The 17,527-nt window shown below is 73.6% G+C and carries 11 protein-coding genes and 2 pseudogenes; 4 read left to right on the top strand and 9 right to left on the bottom strand.

From position 1 onward, the window contains the following. Positions 1 to 5 precede the first annotated feature (5 nt). Positions 6 to 2,570: a CHAT domain-containing protein gene (locus ABZX40_RS11115; RefSeq protein WP_355741454.1), complete on the bottom strand. Its 2,565-nt coding sequence runs from the start codon at positions 2,568 to 2,570 to the stop codon at positions 6 to 8. Between the two features lie 149 nt (positions 2,571 to 2,719). Here ABZX40_RS11115 and ABZX40_RS11110 point away from each other — a divergent pair, with 149 nt between their 5' ends. From ABZX40_RS11110 to ABZX40_RS11100, 3 genes are all read left to right on the top strand, one after another. Continuing rightward, on the top strand, positions 2,720 to 4,159 hold the full coding sequence (locus ABZX40_RS11110; protein ID WP_355741415.1) for a S8/S53 family peptidase: 1,440 nt from the start codon (positions 2,720 to 2,722) through the stop codon (positions 4,157 to 4,159). A gap of 26 nt (positions 4,160 to 4,185) precedes the next feature. Beyond that, positions 4,186 to 4,824, top strand: a complete 639-nt coding sequence (locus ABZX40_RS11105) for a sigma-70 family RNA polymerase sigma factor (RefSeq protein WP_355741456.1) — start codon at positions 4,186 to 4,188, stop codon at positions 4,822 to 4,824. Between the two features lie 128 nt (positions 4,825 to 4,952). Then, complete coding sequence (locus ABZX40_RS11100; RefSeq protein WP_355741457.1) at positions 4,953 to 5,375, top strand: hypothetical protein; 423 nt, start codon at positions 4,953 to 4,955, stop codon at positions 5,373 to 5,375. Between the two features lie 519 nt (positions 5,376 to 5,894). Here the strand turns inward: ABZX40_RS11100 and ABZX40_RS11095 are convergent. Continuing rightward, entirely contained in the window at positions 5,895 to 7,118 is a 1,224-nt protein-coding gene (locus tag ABZX40_RS11095) for a cytochrome P450 (RefSeq protein WP_355741417.1), read from the bottom strand. Positions 7,119 to 7,182: 64 nt separating this feature from the next. Next, on the bottom strand, positions 7,183 to 7,989 hold the full coding sequence (locus ABZX40_RS11090) for an N-formylglutamate amidohydrolase (protein ID WP_355741419.1): 807 nt from the start codon (positions 7,987 to 7,989) through the stop codon (positions 7,183 to 7,185). Positions 7,990 to 8,135: 146 nt separating this feature from the next. On the opposite strand from ABZX40_RS11090, the gene ABZX40_RS11085 reads away from it, so the two are divergent. Further along, on the top strand, positions 8,136 to 8,477 hold the full coding sequence (locus ABZX40_RS11085; RefSeq protein ID WP_355741421.1) for a DUF5713 family protein: 342 nt from the start codon (positions 8,136 to 8,138) through the stop codon (positions 8,475 to 8,477). A 30-nt stretch (positions 8,478 to 8,507) separates the two neighbouring features. On the opposite strand, the pseudogene metX reads toward ABZX40_RS11085, so the two are convergent. From metX to ABZX40_RS11055, 6 genes and pseudogenes are all read right to left on the bottom strand, one after another. After that, a pseudogene (metX, locus tag ABZX40_RS11080) lies at positions 8,508 to 9,254 on the bottom strand (homoserine O-acetyltransferase); the annotation flags it as partial. Positions 9,255 to 9,995: 741 nt separating this feature from the next. Next, positions 9,996 to 10,379: pseudogene (locus ABZX40_RS11075) on the bottom strand (homoserine O-acetyltransferase); the annotation flags it as partial. Further along, positions 10,376 to 11,743 carry a bifunctional o-acetylhomoserine/o-acetylserine sulfhydrylase gene (locus ABZX40_RS11070; RefSeq protein WP_355741423.1) on the bottom strand — a complete coding sequence of 456 codons (1,368 nt, stop codon included), beginning with the start codon at positions 11,741 to 11,743 and terminating at the stop codon, positions 10,376 to 10,378. The gene ABZX40_RS11070 and the pseudogene ABZX40_RS11075, both read right to left, overlap by 4 nt. Before the next feature lie 280 nt (positions 11,744 to 12,023). Next, complete coding sequence (locus ABZX40_RS11065) at positions 12,024 to 14,243, bottom strand: NADP-dependent isocitrate dehydrogenase (protein WP_355741425.1); 2,220 nt, start codon at positions 14,241 to 14,243, stop codon at positions 12,024 to 12,026. A gap of 339 nt (positions 14,244 to 14,582) precedes the next feature. Beyond that, entirely contained in the window at positions 14,583 to 15,686 is a 1,104-nt protein-coding gene (locus ABZX40_RS11060) for a mechanosensitive ion channel family protein (protein ID WP_355741427.1), read from the bottom strand. 200 nt (positions 15,687 to 15,886) lie between these two features. Then, the gene (locus tag ABZX40_RS11055) at positions 15,887 to 16,783 is read right to left on the bottom strand and encodes an SDR family oxidoreductase (RefSeq protein ID WP_355741429.1); all 897 of its coding nucleotides are present in this window, start codon (positions 16,781 to 16,783) and stop codon (positions 15,887 to 15,889) included. Between the last annotated feature and the right edge of the window lie 744 nt (positions 16,784 to 17,527).

The following is a 17,527-nucleotide window of genomic DNA, read 5'->3' as shown; positions in this document are numbered from 1 at the left end:
GGGCCCTACGCCGCTCCGAACGCCGAGAAGGCCCAGCCCGTCGCCTGGTGGGTCGCGTCGCCCGGCAGGGCCGCTCGGGCGTCCCGGAGGGCCTCCGCGAGCGGCAGACCCGCGCCGATGCCCTTGTGCAGGGCCAGCATCAGGGGCACCACGGCGGCATCGTTGACCGGGGCGCTGCACGCGACGACCCCGGCCGTGCCGTACGGCAGGAGCGCGGTGACCAGCCCGAGGAGTTCGTCGGCCCCCACGGACGCGAAACGGGCGGTGTCGCAGCAGGACAGGATGATCCGGTACGGGCTGCGGTCCAGGCGTTCCAGGTCGTGCACGATCAGCGGGCCGTCGGACATCCCCAGCGACGAGAACAGCGGACTGTCGGCGCGGAACGTGCCGTGCGCGGCGATGTGCGCGAGGGCCGCGCCGTTCAGCTCCTCCAATACCCGGGGCACGCGCGCGTGATCGCCCTCCAGGACGACGGGGGCGGTGTAGCGGGCGGCGAGTTCGGGAACCTCGGCGCCCTCCGTCGCCAGCCCCGGGCCACGCACCAGGACGTTCCGCCCGCCCGGCGGCGGCGCCGTCTCATGGGCCCGCAGCCAGGCGCCCGCCGACGGCGACACATTCACCACCCGCTCCCGCAGCGACGGCAGCAGCGCCCACGGCACCCGGTGCAGCCGACCCGGCGGTACGACCACCACCGGGCCCCCGCCCAATTGCGCCGCCGCCGGACCCAGCAGCAGTTCCTCCAGCCGCCGCCCCATGGCCTCCACCAAAGGCAGCCGGGCCTCCGCACCGGGATGCGCCAGCCGTCTGAGGCCCGCCTGTATGTGCTCCGCCTCCGACTCGGCCTCCGCGAGCAGCCCGGCCGCGAACCGCCGCACCCGGCCGTCCCCGCACAGCAGCACCTGCACCCGCCCGTCGACCACCGCCAGCTCCACCAGCCGCGTCGGGCCCAGCCGGTCCAGGAGACGCCCCACGTCCACCCGTCGGCCGCCGCCCGGCGTCTCCCCCCGCAGATGCAGGGTGCGCGAGCGGATCGCCTTCTCCAGCCGCCGCTGCTCCCGCTCCAGCGCCGGCACCGGACGCCTGTCCCGGCGGGCCTCCTCCGCGCGGGCCGCTATCTCCCGGAACGCGGTGAGGTCACCGAGGAGTTCGGGGTCGGCGGGCGGCCGGGTCGGCGGGGTGCTCAGCGCGGTCGCCCGCCACCGCTCGCTCCACTCCAGCATCCGCCGCGGCCCGCCCTGCGCGAGCGACGCCCCCTGCGCCAGCGCCGCCAGCTCCGCCCCCTGCTCCGTCGCCCGCGCCCGCAGCTCCGAGGCACCCAGCGTCATCCGGTGGTCGTCCAGCACGTCCAGACCCCGCCGGCACGCCTCCAGGACACCCCGCCGCGACCCCGCCGCCTCCGCCCGCAGCGCCTGCGCCGCCCAGCCCGTCAGCCGGGCCAGCGGCGGCCCGCTGTGGCGGCTGCGGGCGGCCAGCGCCAGATGCCGCTCCGCGTCCGTGCGCCAGCCCAGCCTGAGCGCGATCCGGCCCGCCAGCAGCGACGCCTCCGGCGCCGCCGGAGCCCCGAACGAGGACAGCCGCTCCGCCACCGCCGCCGCGTCCGCGACCATCCGCCCCGAACCCCGCCCCGTCGCCACCCGCGACTCGATCAGCACCAGCCGCGCGTGCGTCTCCCACCAGGAGCGCCGCTGCGCCGCGAACAGCCGCACCGCGAGCGCCGCCCGCGCTATGGCCGTGTGCGGATCACCCGCGAGCCGGGCCGCGCGGGCGGCCGTCAGCAGCAGCTCCGCCTTGCGCGTGGACTGCCCGCCGATCCCGTCGAGCTGGGCGATGGCCGCGTCCGCCTCGCCCAGCGCCTCCGGCGCCAGACCGGCCGCCATCAGCACCTCGCAGCGCCGCACGATCAGTTGGAAGATCGGCGTGCCCAGCTTCGCGTACCGGTCCTCCGCCTCCGCCAGCAGCCGCAGCGCCGCCGGTACGTCCCCCGACCGGAACGCGGCCAGGCCCCGGCTCTCCACCGCGTCCGCCTTGTCGTGCTCCTGCCCGGTGATCTCCCACAGCGACTCCGCCGCCGTGAAGTCCTGCTCCGCCCGGTCCACCGCGCCCAGCGCCAGATGCACCGTCGCGCGCAGGGTCAGCGCCCGCGCCGTCCAGATCACGTCGTCCGCCTGCCGCAGCACCGGGATCGCCCGCCGTACGTCCTCCAGCGCCGACCGGTGATGCCCCAGCACCCACCCCGCGTACGCCCGCCGGAACAGCACCCGCGCGCGGGTGTGCCCGCTGCCCCGCGCCACCCCCCGCTCCAGCGCCTCCTGCCCCTGCCGGGTCTGGCCCGCGTGGATCAGCGCCACGCCCAGGGTGCCGAGGACGTCCGCCTCCCGGTCGGGGGAGTCCGCGCGCACCGCGTAGTCCCGGGCCCGGCGCAGATGGTGCAGGGCGAGCTTGGTGTCACCGAAGTCCCGCTGCCAGATACCGATCACCTGATGCGCCACGGAGGCGTGCAGCGGCGGTGCCGCGCCGTCCAGCACCCGCCGCGCCCGGACCAGGGCGTCGTTCGGCGCGGCGAACACCATCGGCAGCAGTTCGAGGACCGTGTCGCTTCCCGCTGTCACCCCAGGGATGGTAGTGCGAGCGGAACCACGTCACATCAGTTTGGGTCTGTATCAATCGGCCACCCCCTGACTCTGAATTGACGTACCGCCGCCCCAGTGGGAGGACAGCCATGGCACCACAGCGATTCCGCGAGCAGTTCGATCAGATCCAGCGGGCGCTCCCCGACACACCCCTGGCGATGGGCCCGGACGACTCCGCCGAGTTCATCTACGAGAAGGGCGTCGTCCTCGCGCGTGACGGCGAGGAGGCCCTCGCGGTCGAGGACGCCGTCCGCGCGCACTTCACCGCGACCGAGGGACTGCTCCCGGAGAACGTCCGCCGGGCGAGCCCGCAGACCAACCGCTCCGGCATCACCCGCATCCGGGTCGGCGACGCCGGCGAGGGCGGTCGCCTCGCCGACCTGAACGTGGCCGGGGCGCTGCGCGCGATGCGGACCGCCGAGGGCCGCGCCGGGCGCCGGCTGGTCTCCCGCAACCATGTCGTGCACATCTCCCCGGTCAACTGCTGCCCCGGCGACGAGCCGGTGCCCGCCCAGGAGAACCCCCAGCCCAACCCGGAGCTCGCCGTCACCCCGTACGACGCGGGGACGGCCGTCCGGGTGCTGGTGATCGACAACGGGCTGACCCACGACTACCGCTCCTACCCGGCGCTCGCCCGCACCGAGGGCGACGCGCACGACCAGGAGACCGACGACGACGGACTGCTGAAGCTCTACATCGGCCACGGCACCTTCATCGCGGGCCTGCTCGCCGCCGTGGCGCCCAACACCAGCGTCACCGTGCGCAACACGCTCAGTGACGTCGGGGCGATCCTGGAGTCGGAGTTCGGCAACAAGCTCTTCGAGGCGATCGACGACAACGGCTGGCCCGACATCCTCAGCCTGTCCGCCGGCACCTCCAACGGCCGCCTCGACGGACTCCTCGGCCTGGAGAACTTCATGCGGGAGCTGCGCGAGCAGCCCACCCTGCTGGTCGCCGCCGCCGGGAACAACGGCAGCGCCACCCCGTTCTGGCCCGCCGCCTACGCCACCCGCCCCGGCTTCGAGGACGCCGTCCTCTCGGTCGGCGCGCTGCGCAGCGACGGCGAGTTCGGCGCCTGCTTCAGCAACCACGGCCCCTGGGTGCGCGTCTTCGCCCCCGGCGAGCGCGTCACCGGCCCCCTGACCGGCTTCGGCTCCCCGGTGCCGTACATCTACCACCACTCGACGTACGACGAGTGCCGGTACGGGTACGGGTACGGGTGCACCTGCACCCACCCCGGGCACACCGGGGTGCTCAGCGAGGACGGCGGGACCACGGTCGGCAAGGCGGACCAGGTGATGTTCGAGGGCCTCGCCCAGTGGAGCGGCACCTCCTTCGCCACCCCGGTCGTCGCCGGTCTGGTCGCCGCCCACATGACCGCCACCGGGGAGCCCGACCCGCGCGCGGCGGCCCGTCAACTCCTGGAACTGAACACGGAGTTGGCGGAGGTCCGCGGCGGTCATGTGGCCGCGCTGCTGCCGCCCACCTGGCAGCCGGTACCGGTCGCGAACCCGGCCCCACCGGCATGAGCATCACCCTGAACGCGGGATTCCGGGTGAGTGCCGGAACCCACCCCTCCACGGCGTACCATGACAGGCCGTACACGAGGGGTGGGTCCGTGGATCGTGCAGATGTCGGCGCGCTCGTAGAATCCGCCGTCGACGGTGACGCGGCGGCCTGGAAAGCGCTGGTGGAGGGGCTCAGCCCGCTGGTGTGGTCGGTGGTGCGCGCCCACCGGCTGTCCGACGCCGACGCCCATGAGGTCTACCAGACGGTCTGGTTCCGCTTCGCCCAGAACCTGGGGCGGATCCGGGAGCCGCAGAAGACCGGATCGTGGCTGGCGAGCACCGCGCGGCACGAGAGCCTGAAGGTCATCAAGAGCACGCGGCGGCTGATGCCGACCGACGACCCGGTCCTGCTGGACCGGGTCAGCGAGGAGCCCACCCCCGAGGAGTCGCTGCTCGACGCCGAGGAGGCCGCCGCCCAGAGCGAGCGGGTCCGCCGGGTGTGGCAGGAGTTCGAGGAACTCGGCGAGCGCTGCCGGCAGTTGCTGCGCGTGCTCATGGCCTCGCCGCCGCCCAGCTATCAGGAGGTGTCGGCCGCGCTCGGCATCGCCGTCGGCAGCATCGGCCCGCTGCGCCAGCGCTGTCTGCGCCGCCTGCGGGCCCGACTCGACGCACGGGGAGCATCGTGAACCGCAACGACAACGACGACCGCGACGACGAGCACGTCGGGGGGAGCGCGGAGAACGCGGGGGCAGGGGCCCTCGGGCCCGGGGAACCGGGGGAGCCCTCGGAACCCGGGGAGTTCGACACCAGCCCGGTGGAGGCGGAACTGCGGCGTGCCGTGGCCGTCCTGGACCCGGTCCCGCCGGAGCTGCGGCGGCTCGCGGTCGAGGCGTTCACGCTCCGCGACCTGGACGCCCAGATCGCCGAGCTGACCTTCGACTCCCTGGTCCATGCCATTCCCGTCCGGGGGGTGACGGATCCGCCGCGGATGCTGACCTTCCGCACCGGCGAGCTGACCGTGGACGTGGAGGTCACCTCGCACGGGCTGATGGGCCAGGTCCTGCCCCCGCAGCCCGCCCGCATCGAGGTCCTCGGCGGCCCGCAGCTGTCCACCCCGGATGTGCTCACCGCCGACGCCATGGGCCGCTTCACCAGCGAGGCACCCCCCATAGGCCCCTTCGCCCTCCGCCTGCGCACCGGCGCCGAGGTGGTCGTGACGGAGTGGCTCCGGGCCTGAGGGGGCGGGGGGCGCTGCCGGGGGTGGTGACGGGGGTGGGCTTCGTGACGGGGGGCGGGGCGGTGGTGTCCGCCCCCCACGCGGCGCTCGGTCGGTCGGATCAGGTCCGCGGTCGCACCAGCTGGACACGCCAGCGGGTCGCCCTCGCCGCTCGCGCCCGCCGGTTTCGCTCTGGCGGACGGACGGGGCTGGTGGTGTCCGCCTTGGAGGGCGGCGGGTCGGAGTCCTCGGACTCACCCCGGCGCCCGGGAGACCCGCATCTGCCGCAGCAGCCGTTTCGGGTCTCCTCGTCAGCCGGTCGCGCTGGTGGGGCCGACGGCGCCCGCGGCAGGCCCCGCCAGGGTGGCGTCCGCCCGGCGGTTTGTGGCGGCGGCGGTGCCCGCGCCAGCGGCAATCGCCCCGGCAGGGCCGATACCGGCGGGTCAGGCCCGCGGCCTTCGACCGGCCGTGCACTCACGCCTCGCCGGTCAGGCCGGACGGCACCGGCCCCGGTGGGTCAGGTCGGCCGTACCCGCCCCTTCACCACGCGCACGGCAACGTCTTCGGGCCCCTGATCATCGTCTTCTTCCGCCACTCCACCTGGTCCGCGGGGACCGCCAGATGGAGGCCGGGGAGGCGGGTCAGGAGGGTGGTGAGGAGGAGTTCCGTCTGGAGTTTGGCGAGGACCGCGCCCGTGCAGAAGTGCGGTCCGTTGCCGAAGGCCAGATGGGGGTTGACGGTCCGGTCCGGGTCGATCAGGTCCGGGTCGGGGAAGACCTCCGGGTCCCGGTTCGCGGCCAGATACGAGACGTACACCGGGTCGCCCGCGCGGATCGTCGTCCCGTGCAGCTCCACGTCCTCCAGCGCGATCCGGGCCAGCCCCACCGAGCTGCGGTGCGGGACGAAACGCAGCAGCTCCTCGATCAGCTGCCCGCGCCCCGGCACGTCCTGGCGCCACCGGGACATCAGCTCCGGCCGGGTCAGCAGCAGGAACAGCATCTGCCCGCAGTTGTGGGTGACCGCCTCGCCGCCGATCTGGAGCGGACCTGCCAGCCCGATCGCCTCCTCCTCGGCCACCTCGCCGCCCGCCACCGCCGCGCCCAGCAGCCCGTACACATCCTCCCCGCCGCTGTCGGCGCGGGCCCGGATGGTCTCGGTGATCCAGCCGTACAGCCCCTGCTTGGCGCGTTCGGCGCCCGCCGCGCCGCCCGAGGTGGAGATGATCTCCCGGGTCCAGGAGTGCACCCGCGCCCGGTCCTCGTCCGGCACCCCCATCACCTCACTGACCAGGGTGATCGGGAACGGCTCCAGCACCCGTGCGATCAGATCGGCCGGCGGCCCGTCGCGGACGACACCGTCCACCAGCCCGTCCAGCAGCTCCTGGGCGCGGGGCCGCAGCCGTTTCATCCTGCCGAGGGTGAACGCCCCCGCCACCGCCTTGCGCAGCCGGTTGTGGTCCGGCTGGTCCGCGAAGGCGAGCGAACCCGGCCGCGGCTTGAAGTGCGGCGCCATCCGGGTCACCTGACGCCGGGTCACCTCGGCACGGCCGAAGCGCGGGTCGTTGGTGATCGCCCGGACGTCCTCGTAGCGGGTCGCGAGCCACGCCCAGCCGTCGCCGAACGGCAGCCGGATGCGGTGCAGCGGCCCCTCCCGCATCAGGTCCGTGAGGACCGGGTCGAACGCGGTGCCGTCCAGATCGGGCGTGGGCCAGTCCCGTACCGGCGGCAGGGACCGGCCGGTCAGCGTGGTGGTGTCCTCGGTCATGACCTCACCCTGACCCGGCGCGGCCGGGCTGTCGCGCTCAAGTGCTCCAGCCGGAGGCACCCTCTCACTCCGGTACGGCGTCCACGAGCGCCGCCAGCGCCCCCGCGAGCCGCGCCAGCCCCTCCGTCGCCGGACCGCCCGGCTCGCTCATGTACGCGTCCCGGCGGATCTCCACCATCAGCGCGCTCACCCGGGGATCGGTCCCGTAGTACTCCAGCGGTACGTACGTCCCCGCGAACGGGCTGTCCAGCCCCGTCCCCCCGCACCCCGCGAACGCCTCGCGGGCCGCCGCCAGCAGCGCGGGCGGGGTGTGGAAGGGGTCCGTGCCCAGGCACACCGGCGGGCGCGGCCCGTCCCCGTGCAGCTCGTAGGGCAGCGCGGCGGTGGGGTACGAATGCACGTCGATGATCACGGCCCGGCCGGTGGCCGCCAGCCGCCCGGCCACGGCGTCCGCCACCGCGCGCGCGTAGGGCCGGAAGTACGCCTCGACCAGCGGCCCGGGATCGGTGTCCGGCGCCCGCAGCGCCTCCCGGTGCGTGGTCCGGGTGTAGACCGCGCCCATCCCGGCGGCGAGCATCTCCTCCCGCTCGTCCGGGAACCGCTCCGGGTCCACGACCAGCCGCGAGAGCCCGTTGACGAACCGCCAGGGGGTACGCCCGGCCAGCGCGGCGGCCTCGGCGGCGATGCGGTCGGTGTGGGCGTCGGTGAGGTGGTCCAGCTCGCCCGCCAGCGCCCCGTCGTCCAGCACGATCCCCGCGCGCACCCCGGGCGGGATGCGGCGCGCGGCGTGCGGCACGTGCAGCAGCACCGGGGAGCCGGGCGTGCCGGGCAGCAGCTCGTAGGGGGCGGCGGGAGGTACGGGCGTGGACACGGGCGGCTCCGGGGAGGCGGGGGCGGCGGCCGGGGCCGACGGCGGCTCGGGGGGCGTTGTCAGTGGCGTGCGGCAAGATCGGGGTGATGGGGAGTGACGCCCACGGTGTCACAGGCCCGGACATGCCCGAACGAGGGGGGAACCTCATGCCGATCGTCAATGAACAGGCCGCCGCCCGCGAGTTCCTGAAGCTGCTCTATCCCGACACCTACTTCCCGGACCATCTGCTGGACAAGGGCCGGGGCATCCTGGTCCGGCTCTGCGAGCGCATCGAGACCGAGCGGCCCGCCGATGTCACCGCGTTCTATGCCCTGACCCATACCGCGACCGAGGAGTTCAACGCCCTCCAGGAGGAGTTCTGGGAGGCGGGCAGCGAGATCGAGACCGTGGCGCGGGACGAGATAGCGAAGGATTTCTGGTTCATCGTGGAGACCTACGGCTTCCAGGGCGCCGACCTGGAGGAAGTGGTCGCGCCCCGCGACTGGTGACCGGCTTTTCCTCCTCCTCTCCGGGTCCTCTCAGCCCAGCAGTTCCTTCACCAGTTCCCCGACCTGTCCCGTCTCGATCAGGAACCCGTCGTGCCCGTACGGCGACTCGATCACCCGGAGCCGGTCGGCGGACGGGATCAGCGCGGCCAGCTCGGACTGCTGGGCCGGGGGATACAGCCGGTCCGAGTCCACCCCGGCGACCAGGGTGCGGGCGGTGACCCTTCCGAGCGCGGCGCGTCTCCCGCCCCGGCTGCGGCCCACGTCGTGCGCGTTCATGGCCTCGGTGAGGGTGACATAGCTGCCCGCGTCGAAGCGGCGGGCCAGCTTTCCGGCGTGATGGTCGAGATACGACTCGACCTGGTAGCGACCGCCGTGCCACGGGTCTTCGGCGTTCTGCGCCTCGCGGCCGAAGCGGGCCGCCAGCTCCGGTTCGCTGCGGTAGGTGACATGGGCGATCCGGCGGGCGATGCCGAGACCGGTGTGGGGGGCGCGTCCGGTGCCGTGGTAGTCGCCGCCCTGCCAGTCGGGGTCGGCGCGGACCGCGGTGAGCTGGGCGCGGGCCCAGGCGATCTGCTCGGCGCTCGCCGTGGCCGTCGTCGCGAGCAGCAGCAGCGCCCCCACCCGGGAGGGATGGGTCACCGCCCACTCCACGGCCCGCATCCCGCCCATCGACCCGCCGACCACCAGCGCCCACCGGTCGATGCCGAGCGCGTCCGCGAGTTTCGTCTCGGCGGCTACCTGGTCGCGCTGGGTGAGGAAGGGGAAGGCTCCGCCCCAGGCTTGGGGGATGGTGGGGGGAGGGGGTGGGGTGGGTGGGGTCGTGGTGGGTGGGCGTGCGGTCGTGGTGGGTGGGGGTGCGGTTGGGTTCGCCGGGGGAGGAGTCGGGTCTGCCGGGACAGGGGTTGGGCCTGCCGGGGAAGGGGGCGGGCCCGCCACGGGAGCTGCCGTGTGCGCGGGACCGTTCGAGCCCACGGGGGGAGTCGCGGGGCTTTGAGGAGCGGCAGCCGGGACTGAGGGGGGCGCTGCCGGTACTGCGATGGGCGCGGCCGGGTCCCCGGCGGGCGCGGCCGGGCCTGCGAGAGACACGGCCGGGTCCGCAGCGGGGGCAGCCCGGTCTGCAATGGACGCGGCCGAGCCCGCGAGAGGCGCCTCCGGGTTCGCGCCAGACGCCACCGGGGCCGTACCAGACGCCGCCGGGGCTGCGCCAGAAGCCGCCAAGTCGGCAACGGACGCCGCCGGGTCCGCGAGGGAAGCCTCCGAACCCGCTACGGATGTCGCCGGGCCCGCCAGGGAAGCCGCAGAGCCCGCGACGGACGTCGCCGGGCCCGTGACAGACGCTGCCCCGCCCGCGAGGGAAGCCGTCGAGCCCGCAACGGATGCCGCCGCGTCTGCCAGGGAAGCTGCCGAGCCCGCGACGGACGTCGCCAGGCCCGCGACGGACGTCGCCCCGCCCGTCAGGGAAGCCGCCGGGTCCGCCAGGAAGCCGACCGAGCCCGCGCGGAAACCGCCCGTGCCCTCCGGGCGCGGTGACGACGGGCCCGTGCTGCCCTGGCAGCCGCCCAGGACGTTCGGGGCGACCACGAACCAGCGGTCGGTGTCCAGGGCCAGCCCCGGGCCGACCAGCCCCCGCCACCAGCCGGGCGTGGGATGTCCGGGACCGGCGTCGCCGGTGACATGGCTGTCGCCGGTCAGGGCGTGCAGCACCAGGACGGCGTTGGAGGCGTCCGGTGCCAGGGTGCCCCAGGTCTCGAACGCCAGCCGTACGCCGGGCAGTTCACCGCCCGCCTCCAGCGGCAGCGGCCCCGGTGCGTGCCACCAGCGGCGTCGGCCGGGCGGATCCCCCTCCCGCCAGCCCCCCAGAACCGGCGGGAGGGGGAACCTCTCGGTGGCCGCCGGGTTCAGGACGCGCCCTTGGCGGCCCGGAAACCGGCCTCCAGGTCGGCCCGGAGATCGGCGAGGTTCTCGATGCCGACCGACAGCCGCACCAGACCGGGGGTCGTGCCGGTCGCCGCGAGCTGCTCCTCGTCCAGCTGGCTGTGGGTCGTGGACGCCGGGTGGATGATCAGGCTGCGGACATCGCCGATGTTGGCGAGATGGCTGAACAGCTCGACCGCGTCCACGAATCGCTTGCCCGCCTCGATACCGTCCCGCAGCTCGAAGGAGACGATCGCGCCCGCGCCGCGCGGCAGATAGGTCTGCCCGGCCTCGTACCAGCGGCTGGACGGCAGTCCCGGGTAGTGGACGGCGGCGACCTCGTCGCGCTGCTCCAGCCACTCGGCCAGCGCCAGCGCGTTGGCGGAGTGCCGCTCCAGGCGCAGGCTCAGCGTCTCCACGCCCTGGAGCAGCAGGAACGCCGAGTGCGGGGACAGCGCCGGGCCCAGGTCCCGCAGCAACTGCACCCGCAGTTTGATCGCGAACGCGCCGGGGCCGAGGGCGGGCCAGTACTGGAGGCCGTGGTAGCTGGGGTCGGGCTCGGTGAAGCCGGGGAAGCGGTCCGGGTGCGCCCCGAAGTCGAAGGTGCCGCCGTCCACCACGACCCCGGCGATCGTGGTGCCGTGCCCGCCGAGGAACTTGGTCGCCGAGTGCACCACCACATCCGCGCCGTGCTCGATCGCCCGCAGGAGGTAGGGGGTGGGGACGGTGTTGTCGACGATCAGCGGGACCCCGGCCGCGTGGGCGACGTCGGCGACCGCCCGGATGTCCAGGACATTGCCGCGCGGATTGCCCAGTGTCTCCGCGAACAGCGCCTTGGTGTTCGGCCGGATCGCCGCCCGCCATGCCTCGGGGTCGTCGGGGTCGTCCACGAAGGACACCTCGATGCCGAAGCGGGGGAGGGTGTGCCGCAGCAGGTTGTAGGTGCCGCCGTACAGGGAGGTGCTGGAGACGAGGTGGTCGCCCGCGCCCGCCACGGTGAGGATCGCCAGGGTCTCCGCGGCCTGGCCCGAGGCCAGCGCGACCGCCGCCACCCCGCCCTCCAGCGCGGCGATCCGCTGCTCGAAGACATCCTGGGTGGGGTTGTGGATCCGGGTGTAGATGTTGCCGGGCTCGGCGAGCGAGAACAGATCCGCCGCGTGCTGGGTGTCCCGGAACACGTACGACGTGGTCTGGTAGATCGGGGTCGCACGGGCGCCCGTCGTCGGATCGGGCACGGCACCGGCGTGGATCTGCCGGGTCTCGAACGACCAGGCCGAGGTGTCGGGCCCGGCCGGGGCCTCCTCGGGGGTGTGACCGGCGGTGACGGAGTCGATGGGCTGGCTCGTCGACATGGTGGTGCTCCTCGTGCGGGGGCGAGCGGGGACCTGCGACGAGACAAGCACGGGCCGGAAGACCCGGACAGGCCCCGCGCGCGGTGCGCAACGAACACGTCACACGACGTCACGTGACGTCACAAATGACACGAACGGGCAATGTTCCCGCAGTGTGCCGCCCCCCCCACCGACCCGCAGCGCCCCCCACCGACCGACCCCCCACCGCCCCCCTCACGACCGAGCCCCGACCGGACGACTCCGGTCGGGGCTCGGTCGACGCAGGGGGCCTAGGGCCAGATCACCCGAAGGACGCCAGCGCGGAGCGCCACGTCGCCGACGGCCGCATGACCTGCGCCGCCTTCGCCGGGTCGGGCTGGTAGTAGCCGCCGATCTCGGCCGGGGAGCCCTGCACCGCGTTCAGCTCGGCCACGATCGTCTGCTCGTCCGCGGCGAGCGTCTCGGCGAGCGGCGCGAACGCCTTCGCCAGCTCGGCGTCGTCGCTCTGCCGGGCCAGCTCCTGCGCCCAGTACAGGGACAGATAGAAGTGGCTGCCGCGGTTGTCGATGCCGCCGACGCGGCGGGTCGGGGACTTGTCCTCGTTGAGGAAGGTCGCCGTGGCCCGGTCCAGGGTGTCGGCCAGCACCTGGGCGCGGGCGTTGCCGGTGGTCTTGGCGTACTGCTCCAGGGACGGGACCAGGGCGAAGAACTCGCCGAGGGAGTCCCAGCGCAGGTAGTTCTCCTTGACGAGCTGCTGGACGTGCTTGGGCGCGGAGCCGCCGGCGCCGGTCTCGAAGAGGCCGCCGCCCGCCATCAGCGGGACCACCGACAGCATCTTGGCGCTGGTGCCCAGCTCCAGGATGGGGAACAGGTCGGTGAGGTAGTCGCGCAGCACATTGCCGGTGACGGAGATGGTGTTCTCGCCGCGCCGGATGCGCTCGACCGACAGCTTGGTGGCGTCGACGGGGGCGAGGATCCGGATGTCCAGGCCCTCGGTGTCGTGCTCGGCGAGGTAGGCGGTGACCTTGGCGATCAGGTTGGCGTCGTGGGCGCGGGTCTCGTCCAGCCAGAACACGGCCGGGTCGCCGCTGGCGCTGGCGCGGGTGACGGCCAGCTTCACCCAGTCCTTGATCGGGGCGTCCTTGGTCTGGCAGGCGCGGAAGATGTCCCCGGCGGACACGGCCTGCTCGATCACGGCGGTGCCGCTCGCGTCGACCAGCCGGACCGTGCCGGTGACCGGGATCTCGAAGGTCTTGTCGTGGCTGCCGTACTCCTCGGCCTTCTGGGCCATCAGGCCGACGTTCGGCACCGAGCCCATGGTGGACGGGTCGTAGGCGCCGTTGGTGCGGCAGTCGTCGATGACGGCCTGGTAGACGCCCGAGTAGGAGGAGTCGGGGAGGACGGCGAGGGTGTCGGCCTCCTGGCCGTCCGGGCCCCACATATGGCCCGAGGTGCGGATCATGGCCGGCATGGAGGCGTCCACGATGACATCGGACGGTACGTGCAGGTTGGTGATGCCCTTGTCGGAGTCGACCATCGCCAGCGCCGGGCCCTGGGCCAGCTCGGCGTCGAAGGACGCCTTGATCTCGGCGCCCTCGGGCAGCGCCTCCAGGCCCTTGTAGATACCGCCCAGACCGTCGTTCGGGGTGAGACCGGCGGCGGCGAGCTGGGCGCCGTACCGGGCGAAGGTCTCCGGGAAGAAGGCGCGGACGACATGGCCGAAGATGATCGGGTCGGAGACCTTCATCATCGTCGCCTTGAGGTGCACGGAGAACAGCACGCCGTCCGCCTTGGCGCGCGCGACCTGGGCGGTGAGGAACTCGCGCAGCGCGCCGACCCGCATCACGGAGGCGTCGACGACCTCGCCCGCGAGGACGGGCACGGACTCACGGAGCACGGTGGTGGAGCCGTCGTCGCCGGTCAGCTCGATGCGGAGCGCCCCGGCCTCGGAGATCACCACCGACTTCTCGGTGGAGCGGAAGTCGTCCACGCCCATGGTGGCCACGCTGGTCCGGGAGTCGCCGGTCCAGGCGCCCATGCGGTGCGGGTGGGTCTTGGCGTAGTTCTTGACGGAGGCGGGGGCGCGGCGGTCGGAGTTGCCCTCGCGCAGCACCGGGTTCACGGCGGAGCCCTTGACCTTGTCGTAGCGGGCGCGGATGTCGCGCTCCTCGTCGGTCTTGGGGTCGTCCGGGTACTCCGGCAGCGCGTAGCCCTGGCCCTGGAGCTCGGCGACGGCGGCCTTGAGCTGCGGGATCGACGCCGAGATGTTCGGCAGCTTGATGATGTTGGCCTCGGGGGTCTTGGCCAGTTCGCCCAGCTCGGCGAGCGCGTCCGGGATCCGCTGGTCCTCGCTGAGGTACTCAGGGAACACGGCGATGATCCGTCCGGCCAGCGAGATGTCCCGCGTCTCGACGGCGACACCGGCCTGCGCGGCGTACGTCTTGACCACCGGCAGGAAGGAATACGTCGCCAGGGCCGGGGCCTCGTCAGTGTGCGTATAGATGATGGTCGAGTCAGTCACCGGGTGCTCCGCTCCACGTCTGCAACATTGCTCGACATCAAGATATCTCGTGCCCCGGGGTGGCTCGACAGCGGTGCGGACGGAATGCGCCGGGGGCGTGCGGAATCGCGCCGCGCGCCGGGTGTGTGTCGGATCCGGATCCCGGCGGGGAGGGTTCTGGATGCCGATGTGGGTCGGTGCTCGGTGCTCGGCACCGATGGTCCTGGGCGTCGATGGTCGGGGACGCCGCCGATGGTCCTGGAGATCGGCGGTCGGGGACACCGGCAGTCCCGGTCGCCGCGTGGTGGCGGAGTGGGCCTCGCGGCGGCTCCGCCACCTGTGAACCCGGGCGGCGCTCGGTCAGTCGAAGCGGGCAGAGGGGAGGTCGCCCGCTTCGTTCCCGGCCTCCGCGCCCCGCTGCTGCGGGATCACCACGGCACCCTGCTGGAGCGCCACCGTCCGGGTCGGCGCCGGGATCCGGATGCCCTCCTCGCGGTACCGCCTGTGCAGCCGCTTGATGAACTCGTGCTTGATCCGGTACTGGTCGCTGAACTCACCCACGCCCAGGATCACCGTGAACCCGATCCGCGAGTCCCCGAAGGTGTGGAACCGCACGATCGGATCGTGCTCCGGCAGCGCGCCCTCGACGTCCTTCATCACCTGCCCGATGACCTCATTGGTCACCCGCTCCACCTGCTCCAGATCACTGTCGTACGCCACCCCGACCTGGACCAGGATCGTCAACTCCTGCTCGGGGCGCATGAAGTTGGTCATATTGGTCTTGGCGAGCTGGCCGTTGGGGATCACGACCAGGTTGTTGGAGAGGTTGCGCACGGTCGTCTGACGCCAGTTGATGTCCTCGACATAGCCCTCCTCGCCGCTGCTCAGCCGGATGTAGTCGCCGCGCTGCACGGTGTTGGAGGCGAGGATGTGGATGCCCGCGAAGAGGTTGGCCAGGGTGTCCTGGAGGGCCAGCGCCACCGCCAGACCGCCGACCCCGAGGGCCGTGATCATCGGCGCGATCGAGACGCCCAGCGTCTGGAGCACCACCAGGAAACCGATGGCCAGCACCAGCACCCGGGTGATGTTGACGAAGATGGTGGCGGACCCGGCCACCCCGGACCGGGACAGCGTCACCGACTGCACCGTCCCGGCGATCAGCCGCGCCGCCGCCGCCGTCACCACGAAGATCAGCAGCACGGTCAGCGTCTGATTGGTGTGGTGCTGCACGGTCGGGGTCAGCGGGAGCACCGCCGCCCCGGCCGCCGCGCCCCCGACCACCGCCGCCCACGGCACCATGATCCGCAGCGCGGCGACCAGTACGTCGTCGCCGTTCCAGCGGGTCCGGCCGGCCTGCTTGCCCAGCCAGCGCAGCAGCACCCGCAGCAGGAACGCCGCCAGCACACCCGCCGCCAGGGCGATCCCGGCCAGGATCAGATCGTCCAGGGTCAGCGCGCGGTCCATCGGCCACCTCCGGTCGGACGCGGGGCGGCGCGCGGGGGCGCGGGCGGGCGGATGGGGAGTGTCGTCACTGGGTCACCTGCTCGGTTCCGGAATGTGCGAAGCGCATGCGTCCCGGCCGCCGCGACGCGGACCGGGTGCGGGCTCATACTGCCGTACGGGGCACACCAGTTCGTACGAGGGCGGTGGTGGCGCGGCCCGCCTCAGGCGCGGAAGTAGAAGCCCTCTTCCAGGTCGGCCAGGAGGCCCGGCTGATCCGGGTGCCAGTCCAGCAGTTCGCGGGTGAGGGCGCTGGACGCCGGGACATCGGACATGGCGAAGGTGCCGAGCCATCCGAAGTGGTCGAGGGCGGCGTCGGCGGCGAGGGACTCCACCGGTACCGCCAGGCCCCGCCCGATCGCCCCGGCGATGTCCCGGAACGGCACGCCCTCGTCGGCGACACCGTGCAGCCGCGCACCGGCCGGTGCCCGCTCCAGCGCCAGCCGGAACAGCCGGGCCGCGTCCAGCCGGTGCACGGACGGCCACCGGTTGCCGCCGTCCCCCACATACGCGGCGGCCCCCTTCTCCCGCGCGATCCGGATCAGCGCCGGCACGAACCCCTTGTCCCCCGGCCCGTGCACCGACGGCGGCAGCCGTACGACGCTGGCCCGCACTCCGCGTTCGGCCAGCGCCAGGGCCGCCTGCTCGGAGGGCGCCCGCAGCGCACCCGGTACGGCGGGGTCGGCGGGGGTGTCCTCGGTGGCGAGGGTGCCCTGGGTGAGCCCGGCCGTGCCCGAGGTCACCACGAACGGGCGGCCCGACCCGGCGAGCGCCTCGCCCATCGCGCCGATGGCCCGCAGATCGGTGAGGGAGGCGGCGGCGTAGTCGGCGAAGTCATGGATGAAGGCGGTGTGGATCACCCCGTCCGCCGCGCCCGCCCCGGCGCGCAGGGCGTCGAGATCGCCCAGGTCGCCGGGGTGGGCTTCCGCGCCGATCGCTGCCAGCGCGGTGGCCGATTGTTCCGAGCGGGCGAGTCCGACGACCGTGTGACCGGCGTCCAGGAGCAGGCGCGTGACGGCACTGCCGATGAATCCGGTCGCGCCGGTGAGGAAGACACGCACGGGGGGGCTCCTTGGGTTTGGCGGAGGGGGCGGCTTCGGCGCCGAGGCGCGCGCTGGCGTTGGCGTTGGGGCTGGGGCTGGGGCTGGGGCTGGGGCTGGGGCTGGGGCTGGGGCTTGGGCTTGGGCTTGGGCTTGGGTTCTTGGGGGTGGGGTTTGTGTCGGGGGTTCACCTTCCGTGCCCGGGGCTCCGGATGGGGTTCTTGGCGGGTGGGGGTTCCGCGTGACGTGCACCCCCGGCGCCCAGCCTCCGGCGGGGCCCTGGCGGGCGGGGTTCTCCTCATCGTCGGGAGGTCCGCCGTTCGGCGCCCGCAGCGGTGTTCGCGGTCGGCGCCGCGTGCGGGGAAACGGGCCTGGTCAGCCCGCTGGGGAGCGGCGGGGGGTGCGCTACGCCGGGCGTATGACGTCATCGGCCGTCGGGTCGTTTCGGCTGCGTCGGTGTGGCGCGCGTTCGCGTTCCCGGTTGGGGCCCGTATCGCTGAGGTCGTTGTCGGCTGCCCGGGGCCGCGCCGCGTCCGCGTTCCCGGTGGGGCGATCCCCTCAGGTCGTTGTGGGCCGTCGCGGCATGCCCCGTGTCTGTGCCCCCGTAGGGGTGATCCCCCTGAGGTCGCTTCCGGCCGTCCTGGCATGCTCCGTGTCCGCGTTCCCGGTAGGGGTGATCCCCCTGAGGTCGCTTCCGGCCGTCCTGGCATGCTCCGTGTCCGCGTTCCCGGTAGGGGTGATCCCGCTCAGGTTGCTTCCGGCCGT

Origin of the sequence: Streptomyces sp. NPDC004610 (assembly GCF_040609715.1) — a bacterium.
Taxonomy (GTDB): domain Bacteria; phylum Actinomycetota; class Actinomycetes; order Streptomycetales; family Streptomycetaceae; genus Streptomyces.
This window is presented reverse-complemented; position numbering and strand designations above follow the sequence as displayed.